Below are 25,708 nucleotides of genomic sequence, written 5' to 3'. Positions count from 1 at the left end.
GGAGCGTTCACAAAATTGTCAACGCGATTGTTGACAATCGTCGAGCCGCGCTGATTCACTCGTGACCGTCGGGCACCGGAGCCCGATCCCGCCCAGCGGAGCCCCGCGCGGTCCGCCCGGCGGCCGGGCTCCGTGCTGCAGCGAGTTCTCCAGGGAGCCTCCCGTGCTCCTGCTCGTCGACACGAGAACGCCTCATGAAGGAGGCACAGTGGGCACCGGAGCACTCCACCGCGCGTCGGAGGCGTCGGCAGGATCGACGTCGCACCGCCGGGCCGCGTTCGTCGTGCTGGCGCTGTCATGGCTCGTCGTACTGTTCGACGGGGTCGACACCTTCATGTACGGGGCGACGATCCCCTCGATGACCAGCGATCCCTCTCTTGAGATGAGCGCCTCCCTGGCGGGCCTGATCGGATCCGGGGCGACCCTCGGAATGCTCGTCGGCGCGTTGGCTGCGGGACTGGTGACGGACGCCATCGGACGACGGCGCGGCATGATCGCCTGCGCTCTCGTGTTCTCCCTGGCCTCTGCGGTGTGCGCCCTCGCACCGAGCGCTGCGGTCTTCGGGATCGCGCGGACCGTGGCAGGGGTCGGACTGGGCGGGCTCCTCCCCACCGCGATCGCCATGGTCTCGGAGTACGCCCCGGACGGATCACGGAACCTGCTGATCGCAGCACTGATGACCGCTCATCAGACGGGCGGGATCGTTGCAGCGATCCTGGGCATCACGATGCTCCCGGCCTGGGGGTGGCGCTCGCTCTATTGGGTCGGCGTTGCTCCGCTCGTCCTCGCCGTCCCGCTCATCCTCGCCCTGCTGCCCGAGTCCCTCGCCTTCCTTCTGGCCAAGGGCCGTGTCGAGGACGCCCGCCGGACCGCCGCTCGCCTGGGAGTCCCGCTTCCCCGCTCCACGAGCAGCGCCCGTACGGCGAATGCGGAGCGGCGGAGCAGCGCGACCGGGAGGCGCGGCGGACTCGCAGCGCTGTTCCGGCCCGACACCATCGGTCTGACACTGCTGTTCTGGGGGGCGTCGTTCGGAGGGCTGCTCCTGGTCTACGGCGTCAGCACCTGGTTGCCTTCCCTGATGGGTGCGGAGGGCTTCGCGCTCGGGTCCTCGCTCGCTTTCCTCCTGGTCGTCAACCTCGGGGGGATCGTCGGGCTGCTCATCGCGGGCCCTCTGGCCGACCGCCTCGGGCCCGTCCGCGTGGCGATGTTCTGGTTCCTCATGACCGCCGTCGCGGTGTTCCTGCTCGGGGTGCGGCTCCCGACCGCCGCGGCCTACCTCGTCGTATTCGTCTCCGGCGTCTTCCTGTTCAGCGCGCAGACCATGGTCTACGCCTCCGTCGCCCATGTCTTCCCCACCCGCATCCGCGCCACGGCCATCGGCTGGACGACGGGCATCGGTCGCTTCGGGGCCGTCTTCGGTCCGTGGATGGGCGGCCAGCTCTTCGCCCTCGGCCTCGAGCGATGGGGGTTCGCGGCGTTCGCCGCCTTCGCGCTCCTGTCCACGGCCTTCCTGCTCACTGTACTCACGGTGCTCCGCGGACGATCGCGCGGCCCCTACAGCTCGACTTCTGCCTCGCGAGCACCCCATGACCGCCACGACTGAGATCTAGGATGTCCCGCCGGTCGCCTGCTATGCCCGAGTCGGCTTCGAGCCAGGGCTGTAAAGATCCGACGAGGCCGAGGTGGTGACGCTGTGGGCGATACGGAGCAGGTACGAGTTAAGTACGACTTTGGAAGGGAAGCACCGTTACTCGTCGTGAACCTTCCTGAACTTGACTTACACCCCTGGGGTCGTCGTCGCAGGTCACGTGACATCCTTGCGGCTCTCACCAGGCAGTACACCCGGGACTGGTCGGTACTCCGTCGGTCGCGGGTTCAAGCCCCGCCTGGCCTACCAGGGAGCCGTACGGTCTCCATCTCGAACAGCGACGACTGATCTCCGGTCGATCGCTCCGCCATCTCCCGCACCCGGCGTCGGCAGCTCGCCGAGGCGGGCGGGAGGAGCTTCTCCTTCGCGCATGGCGCCGAGGATGACGGATCGACGGGATCGAGGCGGTGGCCGTGCGCGACGATGGCGCCGCCGTGACCGCCGTGCCGCCTCCCAGGTCAACCGCGATCATCGGACCCGAGGACGGGCCCGGGCCGACGTCCCCGTCGATCAATCGTGGTCCGCCCTGCGCATCCCGTGCTCGGCGTCCTCACGCGCGCGGCGATAGGCCCGGCGCAGCACCTCGAGCTGCGCGGGGTTGTAGAGGTCCGTGACGGCCTGGTTCAGCGCCTCCCTCACGGCCTGCTCGCGGTTCCCGACGGCGGTCGGCGGCGTCAGCGTGCTCGGGTAGCGCTCGTGGATGGCCCGCAGAACCGTGGCCATCTGCGCCGCCACGGCGCTCACGGTGTCGTCGTCCGCATCGGGCGCGAGCGCGTTGAAGTCCTCGTCGGCCTCCTGATGATCCGCGACGATGCTGTGCAGCTCGCGCATTCCCGAGTCGTCATGGAGCGCGCCGCTGATCGTGATCATCGCGCGGTCCGCGGCGGTGAGGCTGTCGGCGACGCCCTCGAAGCCGGCCGGCACGTCCGGTCCGGCGGAGTGGACCATCAGGTCCGCCAGCTCTGCGCGGACGGCCTGCTGACGCGCGATCGAGTCGGCGAGTCGGGCGTCGAGCGCCTGCACCGCCTCGACGTAGCTCGCGTCGGACTCCCCGGCCTCCGCGATGTCGGCGAGGGACATCCCCAGCTTCCGCAGCCGAGTGATCTGCAGCAGGCGCACCAGGTGGGACGTGCCGTACTGCTTGTACCCGTTCGCCGCCCTGCCGGGCTCCTCGAGCAGACCCACGGCATGGTAGTGGCGCACGCTCTTCACCGTGGTGCCGGCCAGTTCCGCGAGCCTGCGCGTGCTCCAGGTCATCGGGAGCTCCTCGTCGACGCGACCATTCCCCCATCCTCGCGGACCGGGCGGCGATGGGGAAGACACGGCTTGACCGTGCCCTGAGGGCACGGTCTCTGATGGTCCGTCCGAGCCCGCCACCCGGAGGAGAATCCCGTATGACCAGCATTCCGCACCGACCGCGCCCGCTCGAGGCCGAGGAGCTCTTCGCCGATCCGGAGTTCTCGAGCCCGATGATCTCTCCGGACGGCGCCCTGCTCGCCTATCTCGCCCCCGCGCACGGACGGCGCAACATCTGGGTGCGCGGGATCGACGAGGGCCATGAGGACGCCCGCTGCGTGACCCATGACGAACGGCGCGGCATCTCCACGTTCTTCTTCTGCGAGGACCCGCGCTGGCTGCTGTACCTCCAGGACACCGACGGGAACGAGGACTGGCACCTGTTCCGGGTCGATCTGCGCTCCCCCAGCGCCCCGGCCGTCGACCTCACCCCGCTGGCCCCGGGATCGCGAGTCTTCGCCGCGGAGCCGCTGCGGTCCCGTTCCGCCACGGTGCTCGCCACGATGAACCGCCGTCCCGCCGCGCTCGACACGTTCCTGATCGATGTGGCCTCCGGCGAGACCGCCCTCCACCATGAACAGCCCGGCCGCGGGCAGGACCTGCTCCTGGACGGCGAGGGCACCCCGGCGTTCCTCGCCCGCGTCACCGACGAGGGCGACACGCAGTTCTCCGCGATCGATCCGGTCTCCGGGGAGCACCGTGCTCTGCTGCGGGTCGGGGGCGCGGACCACCCGATGGGGGTCGAGATCCAGCAGTCGACGCCCGACGGCACCGGGCTCGTGCTCGGCAGCTACCTCGAGGGCGACGACCTGCAGCTGGTGCGCGTGGACCGCGCGACCGGGGAGATCCGCGTGCTCGCCGCCGTCGAGGGCTGGAGCCTCGACATCCTCAGCGTGCTGGCTCCCGGGGCGCTGCCGCCGACGCTGTACACCGACCGCCGCAGCGGCGAGATCCTCGCGGCCCGCTTCACGGGCCCCAGGCCCCGGATCGTGGTGATCGATCCCGGCTTCGTCGAGGTGCATGCGGCGCTGTCCGCACTGTCCGACGGCGTTCTGGGGGCGCTGTCCTCGGATCTCTCGGGCCAGCGCTGGGTGGCGACCTTCCTCCACGACCGGGAGCCGGACGTGGCCTGGTTCCACGACCGCACGACCGGTGAGAGCCGCCGACTCTCCCCTTCCTCGCCGCACCTGGACCCGCAGGATCTCGCCCCCATGGAGCCCGTCTCGCTCACCGCCCGCGACGGTCTGCCTCTGGACGGCTTCCTCACCCTGCCGCCCGGACGCCCGCCGCGGGACCTGCCCCTCGTGCTCGAGGTGCACGGCGGGCCGTGGGTGCACGACAGCTGGGGCTTCAGCCCCCAGTCCCAGTTCCTGGCGAGCCGCGGGTATGCGGTGCTGCAGGTGAACTTCCGCGGCTCCTCCGGGTACGGCAGGCGCCACACCCTCGCCGCGGTCGGCGAGTTCGCCGGGGCGATGCACGACGACCTCCTCGACGCGGTGGACTGGGCGGTCGCACAGGGGATCGCAGACCCTGACCGCCTGGGCATCCTCGGCGGCTCCTACGGCGGCTACGCGGCACTGGTCGGTGCCGCCTTCACCCCGGAGCGCTTCTCCGCGGCCGTGGACATCGTCGGCATCGCCGACCTCGCGAGCTTCCTGCGGAGCCTGCCGCCGGTGAGCCGCCCCTACCTGCGCAGCAACTGGCTCACCTACGTCGGCGACCCCGAGGACGCGGCGCAGGAGGCGGAGATGCGCGCCCGCTCGCCGCTCACCCACGTCGACCGGATCAGCACGCCCCTGCTGATCGCCCACGGCGCGAACGACGCCCGGGTCCAGCGCACCGAGTCCGACACGATCGTCGCCTCACTGCGCGAACGCGGCGTCGCGGTGCGCTATCTGCTGGCCGACGACGAGGGGCATGGGTTCGGCAACCCGGAGAACCGGATCCGCCTTCAGCACGCGATCGCGGAGCACTTCGCGACCCATCTGTGACGGCGACCCCCTGCAGGGCCGCTCGGCCTCCGACGAGGGCAGACCGGTCATCGACCGAGGTCGATGTCGCATGGAACGTTCCGAGCGCTACCGTGTGATCGCACCGTCGACCTCCGAGGAGCCCTCCATGACGTATCCCCCGTCCTCCCCGCAGGGGCAGCCGTCCGCCGGCGACCCCGCCTCAGCCGGTGAACCGCCCTTCGCGGGCGGTTCCGGCTCGCCGGGCGCGCCCGGGTACCCCGGCGGTCCCGGATCCCCCGGCGGCCCCGGTTCGCCGGGCGGCCCGGGAACGCCCGGCGGCCCTGGCCTCCCTGGTGGTCCGCCGTCGGGCGGAGGCTTCGGTCCCGGTGGCGGCGCATCGCCCGGCGGACCGTCCGCGCCGAACCTCGTCAACGGCGCGACGACGCACGGGATCCTCGGCCAGCGGGGCATCCGCCACCCGTGGGAGATCCCGCTGCTGATCGTGGGCATCGTCGTGACCCTCAGCGCCTACCTGCTGTGGACGATCCTCGTGGTGATGAGCATCGTCAACGCGATCCGCGGGGAGGGGCCGACGCTCCTGGACCTGCAGACGGGTCCCTTCGGCTCCCTCGTGATCCAGCTGTTCGCGATCGTGATGCTGCTGCCGCTCATCCTCTGGATCTCCCGCGCACTGCTGTACGCGCAGCAGCGCGCCGCGGGCATCCGGATGTCGCCCACCCAGTTCCCCGAGGGCTACCGCATGGTGGCCGAGGCGGCCGCCCACCACGGTCTGCGGCGCGTACCCGATGCCTACGTGGTCCTTGGCAACGGTCTGATCAACGCCTTCGCCTCCGGCCACGGCTTCCGTCGCTTCGTGGTCGTCTACTCGGACATGTTCGAGGTCGGCGGCGCCGTGCGCGACCCGGAGGCCCTGCGGTTCGTGATCGGGCACGAGGTGGGTCACCTGGCCGCGGGCCACGTGTCGTACTTCCGTCTGCTGTTCAGCAATCTCCTGGCGCAGATCCCCCTCCTGGGCGCCGCGTACTCGCGGACGCAGGAGTACACGGCGGACAACTTCGGCTACGCCTTCTGCCCGCAGGGCGCCCCGGGCGTGATGGCCGTGCTGGGTGCCGGCAAATACCTCAATGCCGACGTCAACGTCAACGAGCTCGCCGACCGCGCCGCGACCGAGAAGGGGCTCTGGCTGCACATCGCCAACTGGCAGGCGAGCCACCCGATCAACACCTGGCGCGCCCATGCGCTGCGCGACCGCACCCGACCGGGCCACCTGTGGTTCCGCCCCGGGCTGTTCGGCGCCGGCGCGGGCGCCTGGTACCCGCCGGTCCTGCCCGCGGGGAGCTCGTTCAGCGACCGATACCCGACGCCCGACCAGGCCCTCTCCCTGCTCGAGCGGGCCGAGGCGCAGCACGCCTCCGGCCGCACCGACCAGTTCGGGCGCTTCCCCGGCGTCGACTACGCCCGGCAGCCGAGCGTGCGGGAGGTGCAGACGGCCTCGCCCGTCATCTGATCGGCTCCCGTCCCTCGGGCCCTCACTCGTCGTGCGAGTGCAGGGCCCGTCGGCGTTCCTGGGCGGCGGTGAGCTGGCCGAGGATGCGCTGGTACTCCTCGGGGTCCGCACCGGCATCGGTGCGCTGCAGCCGCTGGCGCAGCACGGAGAACTCGCGGGTGATCGAGAGCTCGGTGAGCCTGTCCAGCAGCGAGGTCGCGAGGCGCTGGAGATCCTGCTCGTCGCGCGCGGGGAGCTCGACGTTGGCGATCTCGATGATGAGCGGGCGCACCGTCTCCCCCGCGATCTCGAGCACCTGATCGATGAACCGGGCCGCCTCGAGCGTGCCCTCGACCGCGTCGAGCAGCGTGCCGGTCGCCAGGATCACGTCCCAGACCCCCTGCAGGGCCGGGACGTGGAAGGAGTCGTCGGGCAGGGAGCCGACGCGCTCGACGTCGAGCATCCGCGGCACCTGCAGCATCACGGCGAGCGACTGCAGCTCGACCTGGCCGACGGGGTCCCGGCGGTTGACGACGTCCGCGAGGCGCATGATCGGGATGCCGGTCGCGGCATCGTCGGCGCCCGTGCGGGCCCCGTCGGCCGAGGAACCCTGGCCGCCGGTGCCCTGTCCGGCTCCGCCCTGGGGCGCTGACTCCCCCGGACGCTCGGCGTGCCTGCCCTGCTGCGGGGCGGTGCGGGCGGCGTCGTGGACCGCGCGCAGCACCGTGCGCTCGTCCATCCCGAGCCAGCCGGCCAGGCGCCGGGCGTACTCGGGGCGCATGGCGCGGTCGCGGATGCGGGCGATCACCGGCGCGGCCATCCGGAGCCCGGAGACCTGGCCCTCGACGGTGTCGAGGTCGACCTGGGCGAGGACGGAGCGGATGGCGAACTCGAAGAGCGGCTTGCGGGCGTCCACCAGATCGCGCACCGCCGCATCGCCCTGGGCGATCCGCAGCTCGCAGGGATCCATGCCGCCGGGCTCGACCGCCACGAAGGTCTGGGCGACGAAGCGCTGGTCCTCCTCGAAGGCGCGCAGCGCCGCCTTCTGACCGGCGGCGTCGCCGTCGAAGGTGAAGATCACCTCGCCGCCGAGCCCGCGACCGTCGGCGTTCAGGCGCAGTCCGGCCGAGGGGTTCGTGTCCCCCATGATGCGGCGCACCACCTTCACGTGGTCGGCGCCGAAGGCGGTGCCGCAGCTCGCGACGGCCGTGGTCACGCCCGCGAGGTGCGCGGCCATCACGTCGGTGTACCCCTCGACGACGACCACGCGGTGCTGGGAGGAGATCTCCTTGCGGGCGAGGTCGAGCCCGTAGAGCACCTGGGACTTGTGGTAGATCGGGGACTCGGGCGTGTTGAGGTACTTGGGGCCCTGGTCGCTCTCGAGCAGCCGGCGGGCGCCGAAGCCGATGGTCTTGCCGGTGACGTCGCGGATGGGCCAGACGAGCCGGCCGCGGAAGCGGTCGTAGACCCCGCGCTGGCCCTGGGAGACCAGGCCGCTCGCGGTGAGCTCGGGCTCGGTGAAGCCGCGTCCGCGCAGATGCCCCAGCAGGCTGTCCCAGCCCTCCGGGGCGAAGCCGACGCCGAAGCGCTCGGCGGCGTCGCGGTCGAAGCCGCGCTCGGCGAGGAAGCGCCTGCCCACCTGCGCGCTCGCGGTCGCGAGCTGCTCGCGGAAGTACTCCTCGGCGATCGCGTGGGCATCCAGCAGGCGCTGGCGGGTGCCGAAGTCGGGGCGATCGCCGCCGCCGCGGCCGATGTCCTCGTAGTGCAGCTCGACGCCGTAGCGGCCCGCGAGCATCTCCACGGCCTCGACGAAGCTGAGGTTGTCGATCTTCTGCACGAAGGAGATGACGTCGCCGCCCTCCCCGCAGCCGAAGCAGTGCCAGTGGCCCAGCTGTGGACGCACGTTGAAGCTGGGCGTCTTCTCGTCGTGGAAGGGGCACAGGCCCTTCATCGAGCCGATGCCGCCGCTGCGCAGGGTGACGTGCTCGCCGATGACCTCGTCCAGGCGCGCGGTGCCCCGGACCTTCTCGACGTCCTCGCGGCGGATCCTGCCCTGGCTCATCGGCTCCTCGTCCCCTCCTTCGGTCCTTCTCGTGGTGCTGCGGGCGCTCCCGCCGCTACAGGTCCGAGCCGAGGCCCGGGAGCGGCGTGTCCGCGGCGGTCACGTGCGTGGTGCCGCCGCGGTAGAGCGCCTCGTGCAGGCGACGCGCGGTGACGTCGGTGAACGAGGCGATCTGGTCGATGACCACGCGCGCTCTCCCGGCGTCGTCCTGGGCATCCTCCCAGAGCTCGGAGAAGATCGGGCTGAGATGCACGCTGCCGGTGTTCCAGAGGTGCGCGTACAGGTCGCGGAGGATCTGCTCCTGCTGCGCGTAGACCGGCCGCTGGGCCGCGGAGCTCATGACGTAGGCGGCGGCGAGCCCCTTGAGCACCGAGATCTCCAGCCGCGTCTCCTCGGGGACGACGACCTCCCCGGCGAAGCGCGCGATCGGGCCCTCGCCGTGGCGCTCGCGCGTCGCCTCGACGACGGCGTGGGTGAAGCGGCCGATGAGCTGGCTGGCCATGTCCTTGAGCGCGGCGGCGTCCCGCATCGAGCCGGTGTAGCGCAGCACCCACCAGGGCTGGTCCTCGAGCCGGGCGAGGGCCGCGTCGAGCACGTCGATCGGGTCGGTCGGCGTGTACCAGTCCTGGACGACGTACAGCGCGGCGGCGCGCTCCATCGGGTCCGCGAGGAGCGCGAGGTCGAGGGCGCCGCCGGTCACCGAGTCCTCGATGTCGTGCACCGAGTAGGCGATGTCGTCGCTGATGTCCATGACCTGCGCCTCGGAGCACTTGCGGATGCCCGGAGCGCCGTCGCGCGCCCAGTCGAAGACGCCCTGGTCATCGGGGTAGACGCCGAACTTCGAGGAGGCGGGGTCCGGTCCTTCGCCGCGGCGCCACGGGTACTTGACCGCGGCGTCGACCGTGGCGCGGGTGAGGTTCAGCCCGAAGGGGCGGTCGGCCCCGATGAGCTTGGGCTCGAGGCGCGTGAGCAGACGCAGGGTCTGCGCGTTGCCCTCGAAGCCGCCGATGCCGGACGCGAGCTCGTCGAGCACCTTCTCGCCGTTGTGGCCGAACGGCGGATGGCCGAGGTCGTGCGAGAGGCAGGCGGCGTCGACCACGTCGGGATCGCAGCCGAGGGCAGCGCCGATGTCGCGGCCCACCTGGGCGACCTCGAGCGAGTGGGTGAGGCGGGTGCGCACGAAGTCATTGGCGCCGGCGCCCAGGACCTGGGTCTTCGCACCGAGGCGTCGCAGCGCCGAGGAGTGCAGGACGCGCGCGCGGTCCCTCTGGAACGGCGTGCGCGTGTGCGACTTGGGAGGCTCCTCGCCCCAGCGCTCCTGGTCGGAGATCGTGTACCCCGGCGGGAGGGCGACCAGCGGGGAGTCCGCGGAGGTGCCCCGCTGCGTCAGGTGCTCCATGCGGGCGCTCATCCTCCCGAGGTGTCCAGCTCGGCCTCGTGGAGGCGGGCCCGGTGCTCGTCGCTCAGCTCCCGGGACTCCATCCATCCCTCGGGGCAGACCGCTCGCTTGGGGGTGCCGGCGCGGCCGCGGGGCCCCTCGGCGTCGACCCCGGGGTAGAGCGAGTCGAGATCCAGCTCGGCGAGCTTCGCGTCGAGATCGGCGAGCGACTCCATGGTCGCCAGCCGGTGCCGCATCTCGCCGCCGACGGGGTAGCCCTTGAAGTACCAGGCGACGTGCTTGCGCAGGTCGCGCATGCCGCGGCCCTCGTCCTCGAAGAACTCCACGAGGAGCTCACCGTGGCGGCGCATGGTGCGGGCGACGTCGCCGAGGGTGGGGCGGATGCGCTCGGGACGGCCCGCGAAGCCGGCGGCGAGATCGGCGAACAGCCACGGACGTCCCTGGCAGCCGCGGCCGACGACGACCCCGTCGGCGCCGGTCTCCTCGACCATGCGCAGGGCGTCCTCGGCCGACCAGATGTCGCCGTTGCCCAGCACGGGGATGTCGGTGACCAGCTGCTTGAGGTCAGCGATCGCCTCCCAGTGCGCCTGCCCGCTGTAGTGCTGGACGACGGTGCGGCCGTGCAGCGCGATCGCGGACGCGCCGACCTCCTGGGCGATCAGGCCGGCGTCGCGGTACGTCAGATGGTCCTCGTCGATGCCCATGCGGGTCTTCACGGTCACCGGGACGTCCCCGGCGGCCTCGACCGCGCCGCGGACGATGCGCGTGAACAGCTCGGTCTTCCACGGCAGGATGCCGCCCCCGCCGCGGCGCGTTACCTTGGGGACGGGGCAGCCGAAGTTCAGGTCGATGTGGTCGGCGCGGTCGCGCTCGACGAGCATCTCGACCGCGCGGCGCACGGTCGTCGGGTCCACGCCGTAGAGCTGGACCGAGCGCGGCGTCTCGCGCTCCCCCATCGTGACCAGGCGCCATGACTCCGCGTGATCCTCGACGAGGGCGCGGGAGGTCACCATCTCTGAGACGAACAGCCCGCCGTCGTCCTCCGAGTGCAGCGCGCCGAACTCGCGGCACAGAAGGCGGAAGGCCATGTTCGTGATGCCGGCCATCGGCGCGAGCACGACGGGCGTGTCGACGGTGTGCGGGCCGATGGTGAGGGTGCGCCGCTGCGGCTCCGCGGTCGGGGACGCCGGGGAGCTCGGTGCGGTGGGGGCGTCGAGGGTGGTCATCACCGCCGATTGTCCCATCCCCTGTGCCGCACCGGGAGGCCCGGCGAGGGTGATGTGCATCGGAGGACTGTGGGGAGGACCCGTGTGAGGGCATCCGCCCGTGAGTGGACCTGCGCGCCTACGATGCGGCTATGCCCCAGGTGAGAGTCGAGCAGCATGTTCCCGCGGCCCCACCAGACTTCCCGACGGAGGACCGATGACCCACGAGACGCACTCCCCCGATCGCCAACGGCCGCGGAGCCTGGGCTTCCTCGCCTTCGTCGACCACACGGGCATCGACCACACGAGCACGGCGGGCGCACGCTCCCAGGGGCTCGACGACGGGCTCGATCTCTTCGAGCGGGCCGAGGGCATGGGGATCGACGCGGGGTACGTCCGGCACCGCCATCTCCAGGACTTCCTGTCCGCGCCGCTCCCCTTCCTGGCCGCGGCCGCTCAGCGCACGCGCACCATGGCGCTCGGGACGGCTCTGATCCCTCTGCGCTTCGAGCAGGCGGGCCGCCTCGCCGAGGACGCCGCGACCACCGACCTCCTCGCCGGCGGCCGCCTGCGCCTGGGCGTGGGGTCGGGGTACGCGAAGCAGGACGCCGTGAACGAGCGCGCGTTCGGCGCGGTCGACGGCGACGTGCGCGCACGGGTGGACCAGGTGCTCGAGGACCTGCTCGCCTTCGTCGACGGCGAGGTGGTCGCGACCGCCGACGAGTTCTTCGAGACCGAGGACGCCGGCACACCCCTGCGCGTGCGCCCGCAGGCCCCCGGCCTGCGCTCGCGCATCGCCTACGGCGCCGGCTCGATCGCGAGCGCCGAGAGGGCGGGCCGTCTCGGGATCGGTCTGCAGGTCTCGACGCTGCAACCGGCCGACGGCTCCGGCCGCTCCTTCGAGGAGCTGCAGAGGGAGCTGATCGAGGCCTACCGCGCCGCGAGCCGGACGGCCGGCCACGGCGAGGGGCACGTCTCGGCGAGCCGGCAGGTCCTTCCGGTCACGCGGCGGTCGGATCTGGACGACTTCGCGCACCTCATCGAGCGGGACCGGGAGCGGCAGGCGGCGATGCGCGAGGGCACCGCGCTGATCGGCGGGCGACACGCAGCCTTCGGACGCGTGGTCGCGGACTCCCCCGAGGAGGTCGCGCGCTTCCTCGCCGACGACGTCGCCCTGCAGGCGGCCGACGAGGCGATCCTCGCGCTCCCCTTCGGCCACCCCTACGACGTGGTCCGCCGGATCACCACCGTCTTCGCCGAGCAGGTGGCGCCGCCGCTGCGGCAGGCATGGGCGTGAGTCGGCCGGGCCAGGCCGCGCACGGCACGAGGGCGACCCGCGGGCAGAAGGCGATCCGCTGGGAGAGGACGACGCGATGGCCGCTGCTCTCGGTCTCGCTGCTGTTCCTCGCGTCCTATTCCGTGCAGGTGATCGCGCAGCCGGATGGGCTCGTGCGCCATCTGCTGAACGGGATCACGTGGGTCGTGTGGGCGGCCTTCGCCGTCGACTACGTGGTCAGCCTCGTCCTCGCGCAGCACCGCCTGCGCTGGATCGTGCGCCATCCGCTCGACCTCGCGCTGGTGGTCTTCCCGGGCCTCGCGATGCTGCGCCTGGCCCGGTTCATCTCGCTGGTGGTGCTGCTGCAGCGGCACGCGGGCGCCCTCGTGCGCGGGCGCGTGGTCACCTACGTGGTCGGCGCGTCGTCTCTGGTGACGTGGGTGGCCGCCGTCGGGGTGCTCGACGTCGAACGCGGCGCGCCCGGAGGGAACATCGAGACCATCGGCGATTCGCTCTGGTGGGCGATCGCGACCATCACGACCGTCGGCTACGGCGATTACACACCGGTGACGCTGCCGGGTCGCCTGATCGCCGTCGGCCTCATGATCTGCGGGATCGCCCTCGTCGGCGTCATCACCGCGACCTTCGCCAGCTGGCTCATCGGCCAGGTCCGCACCCCGGCGCCCGCGGAGCCGGGAGCACCCGCGAAGTCGGACGCTCCCGCCGGAACGGGAACCACGGGGCACGACGCCCCGCAGCCCCCGTCCGACGACGACCGGCCCTCCGTCAGGCCCCGATCAGACGCTGCGCCAGGTAGCCCTTCACCTCGGTGAGGGCCACGCGGGTCTGCTCCATCGAGTCGCGCTCGCGGATGGTCACGGCCTGGTCCTCGGCGGTGTCGAAGTCGACGGTGATGCAGAAGGGCGTGCCGATCTCGTCCTGGCGGCGGTAGCGGCGGCCGATCGCCTGCGAGACGTCCATCTCGACGTTCCACAGCGGGCGCAGCTCGTCGGCCAGGGCGCGGGCGCGCGGCACCAGGTCCTCGCTCTTGGACAGCGGCAGCACCGCGACCTTGACGGGCGCCAGGCGCGGGTCGAGGCCCAGCACGGTGCGGGTGTCGACGCCGCCCTTGGTGTTGGGTGCCTCGTCCTCGCGATAGGCGTCGACGAGGAAGGCCATCATCGAGCGCGTGAGACCGAAGCTGGGCTCGATCACGTACGGGGTGTACCGCTCGCCCGAGGCCTGGTCGAAGTACTGCATCTTGGTGCCGGAGACCTCGGTGTGGCGCCCCAGGTCGAAGTCCGTGCGGTTGGCGATGCCCATGAGCTCGCCCCACTGCCCGCCCTGGAAGCCGAAGCTGTACTCGATGTCGATGGTGCCGTCCGAGTAGTGGGCGCGGTCCGCCTCGGGCACGTCGAAGCGGCGCATGTGGTCGGGATCGATGCCCAGATCCACGAACCAGTTCCAGCAGTCCTCGACCCAGCGGTCGAACCACTCCTGGGCCTGCTCGGGCGGGGTGAAGAACTCGATCTCCATCTGCTCGAACTCGCGGGTGCGGAAGATGAAGTTGCCGGGGGTGATCTCGTTGCGGAAGGCCTTGCCGACCTGACCGATGCCGAAGGGCGGCTTCTGGCGCGCGGCGGTCACCACGTTCAGGAAGTTCACGAAGATGCCCTGCGCGGTCTCGGGCCGCAGGTAGTGCAGCCCGGACTCGTTGTCGACGGCGCCCAGGTAGGTCTTCATGAGCCCCGAGAACTGCTGCGGCTCGGTGTACTCGCCACGCGTGCCGCAGTTCGGGCAGGGCACCTCGGCCAGCCCGCCCTCGGGGGCGCGGCCCTTCTTCTCCTCGAAGGCCTCGAGGAGATGGTCCTCGCGGAACCGGCTGTGGCAGCTGCGGCACTCCACGAGCGGATCGGTGAAGGTCTTGACGTGCTCGGACGCCTCCCACACGCGCGTGGGCAGGATGATGGCCGAGTCCAGGCCGACCATGTCCTCACGGCCCTGCACGAAGGTGCGCCACCACTGCTTGCGGATGTTCTCCTTGAGCTCGACGCCGAGGGGACCGTAGTCCCAGGCGGAGCGGGTGCCGCCGTAGATGTCGCCCGAGGGGAACACGAACCCGCGCTTCTTGGCGAGGGCGATGACGTTGTCCAGGGTGCTGGCGGGGGCCTTGGCCACGGTGTGACTCCTGCGATGCGGCGGTGGGGCGCTCCGCGGTGGCCGCTGGCGCCGGCCCCTCGCGAGGACGCGAAGGGGTGCGACGGATCCAGGTGCGGCGTGGGCCGCGACGGCGGGCGGAGCGCCAGGACGAGCGTCCAGCATATCGACGAACGGGCCCGGCGGCGCCGCGCGGCCGGAGCGCCACGGCGCGCCGCTGGGGAGCCTGATCCTCCGGCGGCCGACGGGGCGCGATGCGCGCCACATCCCGCGGCTCCTCGCACACCGCGAGCTTGCACTCGAGCGAGCTCAACTCTGATAATCACTCTCATGTTCGCCACGCCCCGCTCCCCCCGCCGCTCCTCGTCCGCCCACCCGTCCGGCGCCGCCGCGGCGTCCGTCCTCGCGCGGCCCGCGACGACCACGCGACGATCGCTGCTGGGCCTCGCGGGCATCGGCGCGGCCGGCCTCGCGCTGAGCGCATGCGGGGGGACCTCCGGCTCCTCGGGGAAGCCCGTCATCATCACGGGCTGCTACGGCCTCACGTATGCCGCGCAGCAGGTCGCCGGTGACCTCGCCGAGGTCGTGAGCCTCGCCCAGCCCGGCGTCGACCCGCACGACCTCGAGCTGTCCGTCGCCCAGGTCGCGCAGGTCCAGGAGGCGACGCTGATCCTCCAGATCCCGGACTTCCAGGCCTCCCTCGACGACGCGATCTCCTCGAAGGACCTCTCGGACGCGACGCTCGACGTGTCCACCGTCGTCACCATGCTCTCGGGCAGCGGCGAGGAGGACGAGCACGCCCACGGCGGCGAGGAGGGCGAGGACGGGGCGTCCGACGAGGGCGGGCACGAGGACCACGACCACGGCGCCCTCGACCCGCACTTCTGGAACGACCCCGTGCGCCTCGGGAAGGTCGCCGAGGCCATCGGCGAGCACCTGGCGAAGGCCGATCCGGACAACGCCTCCACGTTCCGGGAGAACGGCGCGAGCGCCCGCAAGGCACTCGAGGACCTCGACGCTGAGCTGAAGAAGGAGTTCGACGCCGTGAAGGGGGACAAGCCCTTCGTCACCAGCCACACCGCCTTCGCCTACCTCGCCCAGCGCTACGGGCTCGAGCAGATCGGCATCACCGGGATCGATCCCGAGGTCGAGCCCTCCCCCAAGCGCCTGCTGCAGCTGCAGAAGGTCATCGAGGACCAGCACGTCACCACGGTGTTCTTCGAGACCACCGCGTCGCCGAAGGTCGCCGAGACCCTCGCCGACAACGTGGGAGCCGAGGCCGAGGAGCTCGACAACCTCGAGACCCAGCTCTCCGAGGACGCGGACTACCCTGCCGTCATGCGCGAGAACTGCTCCAAGCTCGTGGCGAGCTGGTCATGACGCCCTCCCCCGCGACGCCGGCGGTCGCCGTCGAGCACCTGGACGTGGACCTCGGCGGCACCCCGGTGCTGCACGACGTCTCCCTCGAGGTCGCCCCCGGCGAGCTCGTCGGCCTGCTCGGCGCGAACGGCTCCGGCAAGTCGACGCTGCTGCGCGCGATGGTGGGCGTCCAGGCCGCGAGCGCCGGCACGATCAGCCTCTTCGGCCGTCCCGTGAAGGACCGGAAGGTCCATGCGAAGGTCGGCTACGTCCCGCAGTTCGCCGCGGGCGGCGGATCGATCCCGGCGACCGCCCGGGAGACGGTCGCCACCGGGCTGCTCGGGCCCGGCCGCTGGTTCTCGCGCCTGCACGATCCCCGCGTGGACTCGCTGCTCTCCGACGTCGGCCTCGCCCCGATGGCTGACCGCCCGATCACCCAGATGTCCGGCGGACAGCGCCAGCGCGTGATGATCGCGCGCGCCCTCGTGCGCTCCCCGCAGCTGCTCGTGCTCGACGAGCCGTTCTCGGGCGTCGACGTCGCGACGCAGGACGCGATCGCCGCGATCTTCCGCCGCCTCTCCCAGCGCGGCACCACGGTCGTCGTGGTGCTGCACGAGCTCGGCCCGCTGAGCGAGGACGTGCGCCGCGCCGTGGTCCTGGACCGCGGCCGCGTCGTCCACGACGGAGCGCCCGAGGATCGCCCGCTGTTCGACCCCGGGCACGACCACCAGGCTCTGCACGAGGAGTGCCTGGGACAGGAGATCCACCCATGACCATCGCCCCCTGGGACCTGCTGACCAGCGACATCATGCGCTACCCGCTGATCATCGCCGTGCTCATCGGCCTCACCGCCCCGATCGTGGGCACCTACCTGGTCCAGAAGAACCTCTCCCTGCTCGGCGACGGACTCGGGCACGTGGCGCTCACGGGAGTGGCCGTCGGCTGGCTCGTCGGCGCCTGGATCAGCGCCTCCCCGCAGGACCTGCTCGCGATCCCCGGCGCGCTCGTCGCCTCCGTGATCGGCGCGGTCGTCATCGAGATCGTGCGCGAGGTCGGGCACACCAGCCGCGACGTCGCCCTCGCGATCCTCTTCTACGGCGGCATCGCGGGCGGCGTCGTCATCATCCAGCTCGCGGGCGGCGGCTCGCAGAGCCTCGTCGGCTACCTCTTCGGGTCGCTCGCGACGGTCACCGCGACAGACCTCGTGATCGCGGTGGTCCTCGCCGTGATCGTCATGGTCATCGGCATCGGGCTGAGCCGCGTGCTGTACACGGTGACGGGCGACGAGGAGTTCGCGCGCGCCTCGGGCCTCCCCGTGCGCGCGATGAACATCCTCATCGCCGTGATCGCGGCGCTCACCGTGACCCTCGCGATGCGGATCGTCGGCGCGCTCATGGTCTCCGCCCTCATGATCGTCCCGGTCGCCGCGGCCCAGAGCGTGGTCGTGGGCTTCACCCGCACGATGCGCACCGCGATGGGCATCGCGGTGGTGTGCGCGCTGGGCGGGCTCGTGCTCACCGCCTACGTGGACCTGCCGCCCGGCGGCGTGATCGTGCTGCTGACGATCGCCTGCTACGCCGTGAGCCTGATCCTGCGGCCGATCGTCCAGCGCCTGCGCGCGCGCCGGGCCGCGGTCGAGAGCCGTTCCGGCGTGAGCGAACCGATGCCCGCGGACGGCTGAGTCCTGGGATGATGGTGAGCATGCAGCGAAACACGAGGCAGCGCACCGCGATCCTCGACGCGCTCGGCCGTCAGGACGACTTCCGCAGCGCGCAGCAGATCCACGAGCAGATGCGGGCCGACGGCGAGACCGTGGGCCTGGCCACCGTGTACCGGAACCTGCAGACCATGTCCCAGGGCGGCCAGGTCGACGTGCTCGTCACCGACGACGGCGAGTCCATCTACCGCCAGTGCGCCGAGAGCGGCCACCATCACCACCTGGTGTGCCGCGAGTGCGGGCGCACCGTCGAGTTCCAGGCGCCCCAGGTCGAGGACTGGGCGCGCCGCGTGGCCCGCGAGCACGGCTTCACCGAGGTCGACCACACGATGGAGATCTTCGGGCTCTGCCCCGAGCACTCGGACTCCCCGTCCGGCGCCTCCCCCGCCTCCGGGGCGTGACGGCGTGCTCGAATGGATCGGCTCGCTCCCGCTGCTGCCGGCCGTCGGCCTTCTCTGGGTGATCGTGCTGTGCCGCGCGGGCGGCACCTACCTCGTGGGCCGCGGGGCGCATCGGCTCGCGCACCGGGGGCGGCTCGCGAGGATGATCGAGAGCCCGTCGGTGGATCGCGCGATCACCATCGTGAACCGGTGGGGCGCGCCCGTCGTGGCGCTGAGCTTCCTCACCGTCGGCTTCCAGACCGCCGCGAACCTCTCGGCCGGCCTCACCCGCATGCCGGCCGTGCGCTACGTGCCGGCGCTGCTCATCGGCGGCCTCGCCTGGGCCGTCATCTACGCGACGATAGGACTGGCCGTCGTGATCACCTGGATCGAACTGTTCCTGCTGAGTCCCTGGGTCGCGATCCTGGTGCTCGCGCTCGTCATCGCGCTGGTCGTCCTGCTCGTGCTCAGACGCCGCCGGTCGCGGGAGAGTCGGGAGCAGCAGTCGATGGAGCAGCCGCGGGGGCAGGAGAGCCTGCCTCGGGAGTCGGAGCGTCCACCGCTCCCCCGTAGCGACGATCCCTCCGCGCGTACTCGGTGACCGCGCGCCACAGCACCCGGCGGTCCACGTCCGGCCACAGCTCGGGCACGAACACCAGCTCGGCGTAGGCGGCCTCCCAGAGCAGGAAGTTCGAGGTGCGCTGCTCCCCGCTCGTGCGCAGGAAGAGGTCGACCTCGGGCATCTCGGGGTCGTCGAGGTACCGGCGGAACGAGGACTCCGTGATCGCGCGCGGGCTCAGACGGCCCTCGCGGGCGAGCGCCGCGACCTCGCGGATGCCGTCGACGATCTCGGCGCGGCCGCCGTGGTTCACGCACATGTACAGGGTCATCCGGGTGTTGCCCGCGGTGAGGCGCTCGGCCTCCTTGAGCTCCTTGATGACGGAGCTCCACAGCCGCTGCTCACGGCCGATCCACCGGATCCGCACGCCCCAGGAGTGCAGGGTGTCGCGCTGACGGCGCAGCACGTCGCGGGAGAACCCCATGAGGAAGCGGACCTCCTCCGGGGAGCGCTTCCAGTTCTCCGTGGAGAACGCGTAGGCCGAGAGATGGGTGACGCCGATCTGCAGGGCCCCTGCGACCACGTCGAGCAGCGCCGCCTCGCCGGCCTCGTGGCCCGCGGTGCGGGGCAGCCCGCGCTGGTTCGCCCAGCGTCCGTTGCCGTCCATGACGACCGCGACGTGACCGGGGATGGTCTGCGGCGGCAGCTGCGGGGGCCGGGCCCCGCTGGGATGCGCGAAGGGCTCGGCGGGACGGCGCGGGGCGTCGACGGTGCGGCGTCCGCCGTCACCGGCGCCCTCCGCGCCGGGCCGTTCCCTCCGCTGCGTGCTCCTGCGTGCCACGACTGCTCCTCAGCGCTCGACGTACCCCAGGGAGCGGACCGATCGCTCCAGGTGCCAGGTGATCGTATCGGCGATCAGGCGGCTGGCCTCCTCGCGGGTGGTCTGCTCGGAGTCCAGGACGTTCTCCCAGTCGCCCGCCATGAGGAAGATCATGTGCTCGATCGCCGCCTGACGGACGGCGACCGCCCCGGGGCGGCGGCACGCGCTGCAGACGAGGCCGCCCGCGGAGACGTCGAAGGCGTGGTGGGGACCGTCGGCCCCGCACGTCGCGCACACGCGCAGCTCGGGCGACCAGCCGGCGAGGGCCAGGGTGCGCAGCAGGAACGAGTCGAGCACGAGCGAGGCGGGGATCGCTCCCGCGGCGACGGTGCGCATCGCCCCCACGAGCAGCAGGAATCCGCGCTGCGAGGGATCCACGACGTCGTCGGTGAGGCGGTCGGTGGTCTCGAGCATCGCGGTGGCCGCGGTGAAGCGCGAGTAGTCCGCGGCGATGGCGCCCGCGAACCCCTCGATGGTCACGGCCTGGGTGACGGTGTGCAGGTTCCGTCCCGCGTGCAGCTGCAGGTCCACCAGGGTGAACGGCTCCAGGCGCGCCCCGAAGCGGCTGCCCGTGCGCCGCACCCCCTTGGCGACGGCGCGCACCTTCCCGTGCCGGCGAGTCAGCAGGGTGATGATGCGGTCGGCCTCGCCGAGCGGGTGGGTGCGCAGGACGATCGCGTCGTCCCGGTAGAGCTTCTGCATGATGGGTCGAATCTACCGCCGGGGGCCCACGGTCGGCGCCCGCCGCGCCCCGTCGGCCGGCGTGGGATCAGGCCAGTCTGCGGGCCACGGCGAAGATCCGGCGGAACGGGAGGACGACCCCCTGGCCGTCGTCGGGGTAGGCCTCGCGCAGCCGCTGCTTGAACGCGGCGACGAAGCGCTCGCGCAGCTCCGCCGGCAGGGCCTGCAGGGTGGGCCGGGCGCCCGTGCCGCTGACCCACTCGAAGACCGGGTCCTCGCCGTGCAGGACGTGCAGGTAGGTGGTCTCCCAGGCGTCGACCTCGCAGCCGGTGTCCTGCAGCGCGCGCAGGTAGGTCGCGGCGTCGTGGGACGCGGGGCTCGCGATGCCCTCGAGGTGCTCGGCGAAGGGGTCCTGCGACGCGAGCTCGCGGCGGATCGCGTGGCTGGGCTCGTCGAAGTTGCCGGGCACCTGCATGGCGAACCATCCCCCGGGCGCGACCTGGTCGATCAGCTGCGGCAGCAGTTCGAGGTGGCCGGGGACCCACTGCAGGGCGGCGTTGGTCACCAGGACGTCGACCGGACGCGGCGCGCGCCACGCGGCGAGGTCCGCGAGCTCGGCGCGCACCCCGTCGACCGTCGCGGCGCGCTCGATCATCGCGGGGCTCGAGTCCACGGCGATCACCTCCGCGCCGGGCCAGTGCCGGGCGAGCAGGACGGTGAGCGTCGCCGGCCCGGCGCCGAGGTCGACGACGAGCCCCGGGTCCTGCGCGCCGATGCGCGAGGTGAGGTCGAGGAAGGGACGGCCGCGCTCGTCGCCGAAGGCGAGGTACTGCGAGGGGCTCCAGCTGTGCGGCGGGACAGGCGCAGGGGGCGTCATCGGCGGACTCCATCCGTGGGTGCGGTGCGGGGCGAGCCCACGTTATCTTGATATCAAGAGAGGTTCGGGGGAACCGCGGAAGCCAGCGTGGCGGCGGCCTCGGCGAGGGCCGTGCGCAGCGCCCGTGTGGCCGGATGGTCGCGGCGGCCGCTGCGCACCGCCGTGTGGAGCCGGCGGCGGGGCGCGCCGGCGAGCTCGAGGAGCCGTGCGGGTCCCAGGTGCTCGCGCGCCACGAGCCCGGGGAGGATCGCGACCGCGTGCCCCGAGCGCACCAGGTGGGCCTGCAGGAGCAGGTCGATGGTCTCGAAGCGGACGCGCGGCTCGAGGCCCAGGCGGCGCAGGTGGTTGCGCACCCAGACCCCGGGCATGACGGTCTCCGGGTCCGCCGTCCAGCTGGCATCTGCGAGATCCTCGATCCGCGCCGGCTCGCACCAGGGTCCTGACGACGGGACGGCCAGCAGGAGCGGGTCCTCGAGGAGGGGCTCGCGCTGGACGCCCGGCCTGTGCGGCTCGTCGAGCCCGGGGTACTCCTCGCCGAGCACGAGGTCGAACTCATGGGCGAGCAGGCCCTCGTACGCGGGCTCGACCTCGCGCTGGTGGACCTCGATCTGCAGGTCGGGATGCGCGGCGGAGAGCACCGTGAGCGCGGGAGGGATGAGCGAGAGCATGACCGACTGGAAGGAGGCGACCCGCAGCACTCCCGAGAGCGCGGGCCGGGTCGCTGCGAGGTCCGACTCGGCGCGCTCGACGCCCTCCAGCAGCACGGCGGCGTGCTCGGTGAGCAGGCGGCCCGCGTCGGTGAGGACCAGGCGTCTGCCCATCTGCTCGGTGAGGCGCGCACCGGTCTCCTTCTCGAGCTGGGCGAGCTGCTGGGAGACGGCGGACGGCGAGTACGCGAGGCTGCGCGCGACAGCGCCGACGGTCCCGAGGCGCGCGAGCACGTGCAGCGTGCGCAGCCGGGAGAGGTGGAGCATCGGACCTCCTGAGGGCCTTCGAGCGACCATTCAGCAACGCTTCACGATATCGCGCACGAATCCTCGCCCTGCTGATCTTCCACGTGCCGGTGAGCGCGCGGAGAATCGATGCGTGACCTCCTCGCCCGCGCCCTCCACCGCAGCCGCCCAGCCCGGCGCCGCCTCGACCGCACCCGCGCAGCCCTCCCCCGCGTCCCCCGTCGCTCCCGCGGTGCTCATGATCCTGGGCTCGTGCACCTCGCTGCAGTTCGGGGCGGCACTCGCCGCACAGCTGTTCCCCGCACTCGGCTCATGGGGCGTGACGTGCCTGCGCCTGGGGATCGCGGCGATCGTCCTGCTGGTCCTCGTCCGCCCCGCCGTGCGCGGCTGGAACGGCGGGCAGTGGCGAGCAGTGCTCGCCTTCGGCCTCGCACTGGGCGCGATGAACGGCAGCTTCTACGCGGCGATCGAGCGGATCCCGCTGGGCACCGCGGTCGCGATCGAGTTCCTGGGCCCGCTCGTGCTCTCGGCGATCCTCTCGCGCCGCGCCGCCGATCTGGCCTGCGTGGTGCTCGCCCTGGCGGGGATCGGGATGTTCGGGCTCGAGAGCCTCGCGGGTGCCGGGGCGCTCGATCCCGTCGGCGTCCTGTTCGCGCTGATCGCCGCCGTGTTCTGGGGGTTCTACGTGCTCGCGAGCTCGCACGTGGGTCGGCAGGTCCCCGGTCAGGGCGGTCTCGCGGTCGCGCTCGCGATCGGGGCTCTCGCCCTGCTCCCGCTCGGTGCGGGCGGCGCCCTCACCGCCGTCACGCGCCCGGGGCTGCTGCTGCTCGCCGTGGCCACCGCACTGCTCGCCTCGGTCATCCCCTACACCCTCGAGCTCGCGGCGCTGCGGCGCCTGCCCCGTCACGTGTTCGGGATCCTGCTGAGCCTCGAGCCGGCGATCGCCACGATCGCCGGGCTCGTCCTGCTCGCGCAGGTGCCCACCGTCTACGGACTGCTCGCCGTGGTGCTCGTGGTCGCCGCGAGCGCGGGGACCACGATCACCGCCCGGCGCGCCCAGTCCCGCGGCGCGGACGATGCGGACCGGGCGGCACGCCCCGCGCCGAGCGACGGCGAGCTCGAGACGCTCCCGGTCGACGAGTACCCCGCCGCGCTGTCCGTGCAGGCGATCGCCGAGCCGGAGGCCGTCACCGGGCAGTTCCCGGTCCTCGACCCTCAGGAGCACGAGGCCGACGACGTCGGCGGGCCCGACCGTCCCTGAGGGCCGCCGGGTCCGGTCCGCGCCGAGTCAGCAGCCCGGGGTGCCGCTGCTCCAGCCGAGTGCGACGAGCTCGCGCAGCACGTCCTCGTCGACGTCCGTGAGGCCGTTGACGTACACGCAGCCCGCGCCCTGGCGGTGTTTGCCGAGCGTCTCGAGCAGCGGCGCCGCCTGTGCGTGGTCCTGCAGGCCGTACAGGGAGATCGCGGCCTTCCGGGGGCTGAAGCCGACCCGGAACCAGGTGCCGTGCGAGGTCCGGCCGCGGTACTCCCTCTCGCCGTAGCCGATCATGCTCGGTCCCCACATGACGGGCGTCGCCCCGGTCACCTCGCCGAACAGGTCGAGCAGACGGGCGCCCTCGTCGCGCCGCCGAGAAGTCGGCAGAGCGGCGCAGTAGGCGACGGGGTCCTCCTGCGTGGGCTTCGTCTTCACCTCGTGGGCCATGGCGCGAGCCTACTGAGGTTCCGGGAGCTGGAGGGCACGCGGAGAGCGGCGGCCTGCCAGAGGTCGGCCCCCGTGCGCCGGCCGTGCGGTGTCGTGGAAGGGCCGTTGGTGGGGAGCCATGGCGTATATGGCACGGCTCGCCACCAGTGGCCCGTGGAGGCCGCGTCGGGCCGAGAAGGCAGTCTCCAGAGGGCACGAAGGGGCCGACGGGAATGCCCCGTCGGCCCCTCCCCCGGCACCATGCCGCGCCCGGTCAGCCCTTCGCGCGCTCGGCCCGGTTCAGCGCCGAGACGATCGCCTGCAGCGAGGCGCGGGTGATCGAGCCGTCGATGCCGACGCCCCAGAAGATCCGGTCCCCGATCTCGCACTCGATGTACGAGGCGGCCAGGGAGTCGTCGCCCTCGGTCAGCGCGTGCTCGGCGTAGTCGAGGATGCGCAGCTGCACGCCCTGGCCGGCCAGGGCCTTGACGAAGCCGTCGAGCGGGCCGTTGCCGTACCCCTCGACGGTCTCCTCGTGGTCGTCCACGCGCAGCTCGACGGTGATGCGGTCCGAGCCCTCGCCCGCGGACTCCTGATGCACACCGTGGAAGCCGAAGCGCCCCCAGGTGCGGGCGGGGTCCTGCGCGGGCAGGTACTCGTCGGTGAAGCAGTCCCACAGGGAGGCCGCGGAGACCTCGCCGCCCTCGGAGTCGGTGATGTTCTGGACGATGCCGGAGAACTCGATCTGCAGACGGCGCGGCAGGTCCAGACCGTGCTCGGTGCGCAGCAGGTAGGCCATGCCGCCCTTGCCGGACTGCGAGTTCACGCGGATCACGGCCTCGTAGGAGCGGCCGATGTCCTTGGGGTCGATGGGCAGGTAGGGCACCCGCCACACGATGTCGTCGATGTCCTTGCCGGCGGCCTCCGCGTCGGCGCCCATGCGGTCCAGGCCCTTGTTGATGGCGTCCTGGTGGGAGCCGGAGAAGGCGGTGAACACGAGGTCGCCGCCGTAGGGCACGCGCTCCGGCACGCGCATCTGGTTGCAGTGCTCGACGGTGCGGCGCACCTCGTCGAGGTCGCTGAAGTCGATCTGCGGGTCCACGCCCTGGCTGAACAGGTTCAGGCCCAGCGTCACCAGGTCCACGTTGCCGGTGCGCTCGCCGTTGCCGAACAGGCAGCCCTCGATGCGGTCGGCCCCGGCCATGTAGCCGAGCTCGGCGGCGGCGACGCCCGTGCCGCGGTCGTTGTGGGGGTGCAGGGACAGCACGATGGCCTCGCGGGGCTCCAGGTGGCGGCTCATCCACTCGATCGAGTCGGCGTAGACGTTCGGGGTGGCCATCTCGACGGTCGCCGGCAGGTTCACGATCATCTTGCGCTCAGTGGTGGGCTTGATGATCTCGGCGACCGCGTTGCACACGCGCACGGCGTACTCGAGCTCGGTGCCCGTGAAGGACTCCGGCGAATACTGGTAGGTGATCTGCGTGTCCGGGACGGTCTCCTCGTACTTCTTGCAGAGCAGAGCGCCCTGCACGGCGATGTCGAGCACGCCGTCCTCGTCGGAGCGGAAGACCACGTCGCGCTGCACGATCGAGGTCGAGTTGTACAGGTGGACGACGGCCCGCTTCGCTCCGGCGATCGCCTCGTAGGTGCGCTCGATGAGGTGCTCGCGGGACTGGGTGAGCACCTGGATCGAGACGTCCTCGGGGATCCGGTCCTCCTCGATGAGCGTGCGCACGAAGTCGAAGTCGGTCTGGCTCGCGGCGGGGAAGCCGACCTCGATCTCCTTGTAGCCCATGCGCACGAGCAGCTCGAACATCCGCAGCTTGCGCTCGGCGTTCATGGGGTCGATGAGCGCCTGGTTGCCGTCGCGCAGGTCGACCGCGCACCAGCGCGGGGCGCGGGTGATGCGCACGTCGGGCCAGGTGCGGTCGGGCAGCTCCGCGCGGATCTGCTCGTGGAAGGGCAGGTACTTGTGGATCGGCATGCCCGAGAGCTGCTGGGGCGCCTCGCCGTCGGAGCCGACGACGGGCAGCGACGGGTCGGCGGTCGCGGCGCGGGCCGGTACCGGGGGAACCTCGCCGGTGTGCGCGTCGGTGCGGGGATCAGCGGGGGCCGACGG

At 72.1% G+C, this 25,708-nt stretch carries 21 protein-coding genes; 10 read left to right on the top strand and 11 right to left on the bottom strand.

From position 1 onward, the window contains the following. Positions 1-208 precede the first annotated feature (208 nt). Complete coding sequence (locus M4486_RS03550) at positions 209-1,603, top strand: MFS transporter (protein ID WP_249479725.1); 1,395 nt, start codon at positions 209-211, stop codon at positions 1,601-1,603. A 555-nt stretch (positions 1,604-2,158) separates the two neighbouring features. On the opposite strand, the gene M4486_RS03545 is transcribed toward M4486_RS03550, so the two are convergent. After that, the gene (locus M4486_RS03545; protein WP_249479723.1) at positions 2,159-2,905 is read right to left on the bottom strand and encodes a MerR family transcriptional regulator; all 747 of its coding nucleotides are present in this window, start codon (positions 2,903-2,905) and stop codon (positions 2,159-2,161) included. A 137-nt stretch (positions 2,906-3,042) separates the two neighbouring features. Between M4486_RS03545 and M4486_RS03540 the strand changes: the two genes are divergently transcribed. Both M4486_RS03540 and M4486_RS03535 read left to right on the top strand, forming a co-directional pair. Beyond that, complete coding sequence (locus tag M4486_RS03540; RefSeq protein WP_249479721.1) at positions 3,043-4,935, top strand: S9 family peptidase; 1,893 nt, start codon at positions 3,043-3,045, stop codon at positions 4,933-4,935. Between the two features lie 127 nt (positions 4,936-5,062). After that, positions 5,063-6,424, top strand: a complete 1,362-nt coding sequence (locus M4486_RS03535; protein WP_249479719.1) for a M48 family metallopeptidase — start codon at positions 5,063-5,065, stop codon at positions 6,422-6,424. Positions 6,425-6,446: 22 nt separating this feature from the next. Here M4486_RS03535 and dnaG read toward each other — a convergent pair whose 3' ends face one another. The 3 genes from dnaG to dusB are packed head-to-tail and all read right to left on the bottom strand — an operon-like array spanning position 6,447 to position 11,090. Then, complete coding sequence (gene dnaG, locus M4486_RS03530) at positions 6,447-8,465, bottom strand: DNA primase (protein WP_249479717.1); 2,019 nt, start codon at positions 8,463-8,465, stop codon at positions 6,447-6,449. A gap of 55 nt (positions 8,466-8,520) precedes the next feature. Further along, positions 8,521-9,864, bottom strand: coding sequence for a deoxyguanosinetriphosphate triphosphohydrolase (locus tag M4486_RS03525; RefSeq protein ID WP_249479715.1), 1,344 nt, complete (start codon positions 9,862-9,864; stop codon positions 8,521-8,523). Positions 9,865-9,872: 8 nt separating this feature from the next. Further along, positions 9,873-11,090 (bottom strand): tRNA dihydrouridine synthase DusB, encoded by a 1,218-nt coding sequence (gene dusB, locus M4486_RS03520; RefSeq protein ID WP_249479713.1) that lies wholly within the window; start codon positions 11,088-11,090, stop codon positions 9,873-9,875. Between the two features lie 196 nt (positions 11,091-11,286). Between dusB and M4486_RS03515 the strand changes: the two genes are divergently transcribed. Both M4486_RS03515 and M4486_RS03510 read left to right on the top strand, forming a co-directional pair. Continuing rightward, complete coding sequence (locus M4486_RS03515) at positions 11,287-12,366, top strand: LLM class flavin-dependent oxidoreductase (protein WP_249479711.1); 1,080 nt, start codon at positions 11,287-11,289, stop codon at positions 12,364-12,366. Next, a complete protein-coding gene (locus M4486_RS03510; protein WP_249479709.1) occupies positions 12,363-13,178 on the top strand; it encodes a potassium channel family protein in 816 nt (271 codons plus the stop codon). Before M4486_RS03515 ends, M4486_RS03510 begins: the two co-directional genes overlap by 4 nt. On the opposite strand, the gene M4486_RS03505 is transcribed toward M4486_RS03510, so the two are convergent. Further along, entirely contained in the window at positions 13,132-14,523 is a 1,392-nt protein-coding gene (locus tag M4486_RS03505) for a glycine--tRNA ligase (RefSeq protein WP_239202735.1), read from the bottom strand. The two genes, M4486_RS03510 and M4486_RS03505, sit on opposite strands and share 47 nt — an antisense overlap. 309 nt (positions 14,524-14,832) lie before the next feature. Here M4486_RS03505 and M4486_RS03500 point away from each other — a divergent pair, with 309 nt between their 5' ends. From M4486_RS03500 to M4486_RS03485, 4 genes are read left to right on the top strand one after another with little or no spacing between them, the layout of a single operon-like run. Further along, positions 14,833-15,882, top strand: coding sequence for a metal ABC transporter substrate-binding protein (locus tag M4486_RS03500; RefSeq protein WP_249479707.1), 1,050 nt, complete (start codon positions 14,833-14,835; stop codon positions 15,880-15,882). Continuing rightward, a complete protein-coding gene (locus M4486_RS03495) occupies positions 15,879-16,634 on the top strand; it encodes a metal ABC transporter ATP-binding protein (RefSeq protein ID WP_249479704.1) in 756 nt (251 codons plus the stop codon). The genes M4486_RS03500 and M4486_RS03495 overlap by 4 nt, the downstream gene beginning before the upstream one ends. Continuing rightward, positions 16,631-17,542, top strand: coding sequence for a metal ABC transporter permease (locus M4486_RS03490; RefSeq protein WP_249479702.1), 912 nt, complete (start codon positions 16,631-16,633; stop codon positions 17,540-17,542). Before M4486_RS03495 ends, M4486_RS03490 begins: the two co-directional genes overlap by 4 nt. Before the next feature lie 20 nt (positions 17,543-17,562). Next, the gene (locus M4486_RS03485) at positions 17,563-17,979 is read left to right on the top strand and encodes a Fur family transcriptional regulator (RefSeq protein WP_249479701.1); all 417 of its coding nucleotides are present in this window, start codon (positions 17,563-17,565) and stop codon (positions 17,977-17,979) included. A gap of 446 nt (positions 17,980-18,425) precedes the next feature. Here the strand turns inward: M4486_RS03485 and M4486_RS03480 are convergent, their stop codons facing one another. From M4486_RS03480 to M4486_RS03465, 4 genes are all read right to left on the bottom strand, one after another. Next, on the bottom strand, positions 18,426-19,223 hold the full coding sequence (locus M4486_RS03480; protein ID WP_249481065.1) for an isoprenyl transferase: 798 nt from the start codon (positions 19,221-19,223) through the stop codon (positions 18,426-18,428). Positions 19,224-19,367: 144 nt separating this feature from the next. Continuing rightward, positions 19,368-20,099, bottom strand: coding sequence for a DNA repair protein RecO (gene recO / locus M4486_RS03475; RefSeq protein WP_249479699.1), 732 nt, complete (start codon positions 20,097-20,099; stop codon positions 19,368-19,370). A 67-nt stretch (positions 20,100-20,166) separates the two neighbouring features. Then, entirely contained in the window at positions 20,167-20,955 is a 789-nt protein-coding gene (locus M4486_RS03470) for a methyltransferase domain-containing protein (protein WP_249479697.1), read from the bottom strand. A 53-nt stretch (positions 20,956-21,008) separates the two neighbouring features. Then, positions 21,009-21,929 (bottom strand): LysR family transcriptional regulator, encoded by a 921-nt coding sequence (locus M4486_RS03465; protein ID WP_249479695.1) that lies wholly within the window; start codon positions 21,927-21,929, stop codon positions 21,009-21,011. 112 nt (positions 21,930-22,041) lie between these two features. Between M4486_RS03465 and M4486_RS03460 the strand changes: the two genes are divergently transcribed. After that, on the top strand, positions 22,042-23,169 hold the full coding sequence (locus tag M4486_RS03460; protein ID WP_346731763.1) for an EamA family transporter: 1,128 nt from the start codon (positions 22,042-22,044) through the stop codon (positions 23,167-23,169). 27 nt (positions 23,170-23,196) lie between these two features. Here the strand turns inward: M4486_RS03460 and M4486_RS03455 are convergent, their stop codons facing one another. Continuing rightward, positions 23,197-23,610 (bottom strand): DUF1801 domain-containing protein, encoded by a 414-nt coding sequence (locus M4486_RS03455; protein ID WP_249479693.1) that lies wholly within the window; start codon positions 23,608-23,610, stop codon positions 23,197-23,199. A 253-nt stretch (positions 23,611-23,863) separates the two neighbouring features. After that, the gene (leuA, locus tag M4486_RS03450) at positions 23,864-25,573 is read right to left on the bottom strand and encodes a 2-isopropylmalate synthase (protein WP_249481063.1); all 1,710 of its coding nucleotides are present in this window, start codon (positions 25,571-25,573) and stop codon (positions 23,864-23,866) included. Between the last annotated feature and the right edge of the window lie 135 nt (positions 25,574-25,708).

Origin of the sequence: Brachybacterium kimchii, from assembly GCF_023373525.1 — a bacterium.
Lineage (GTDB): Bacteria > Actinomycetota > Actinomycetes > Actinomycetales > Dermabacteraceae > Brachybacterium > Brachybacterium kimchii.
Note: the sequence above shows the minus strand (reverse complement) of the source record. Positions and strands in the feature narration are given on the sequence as shown.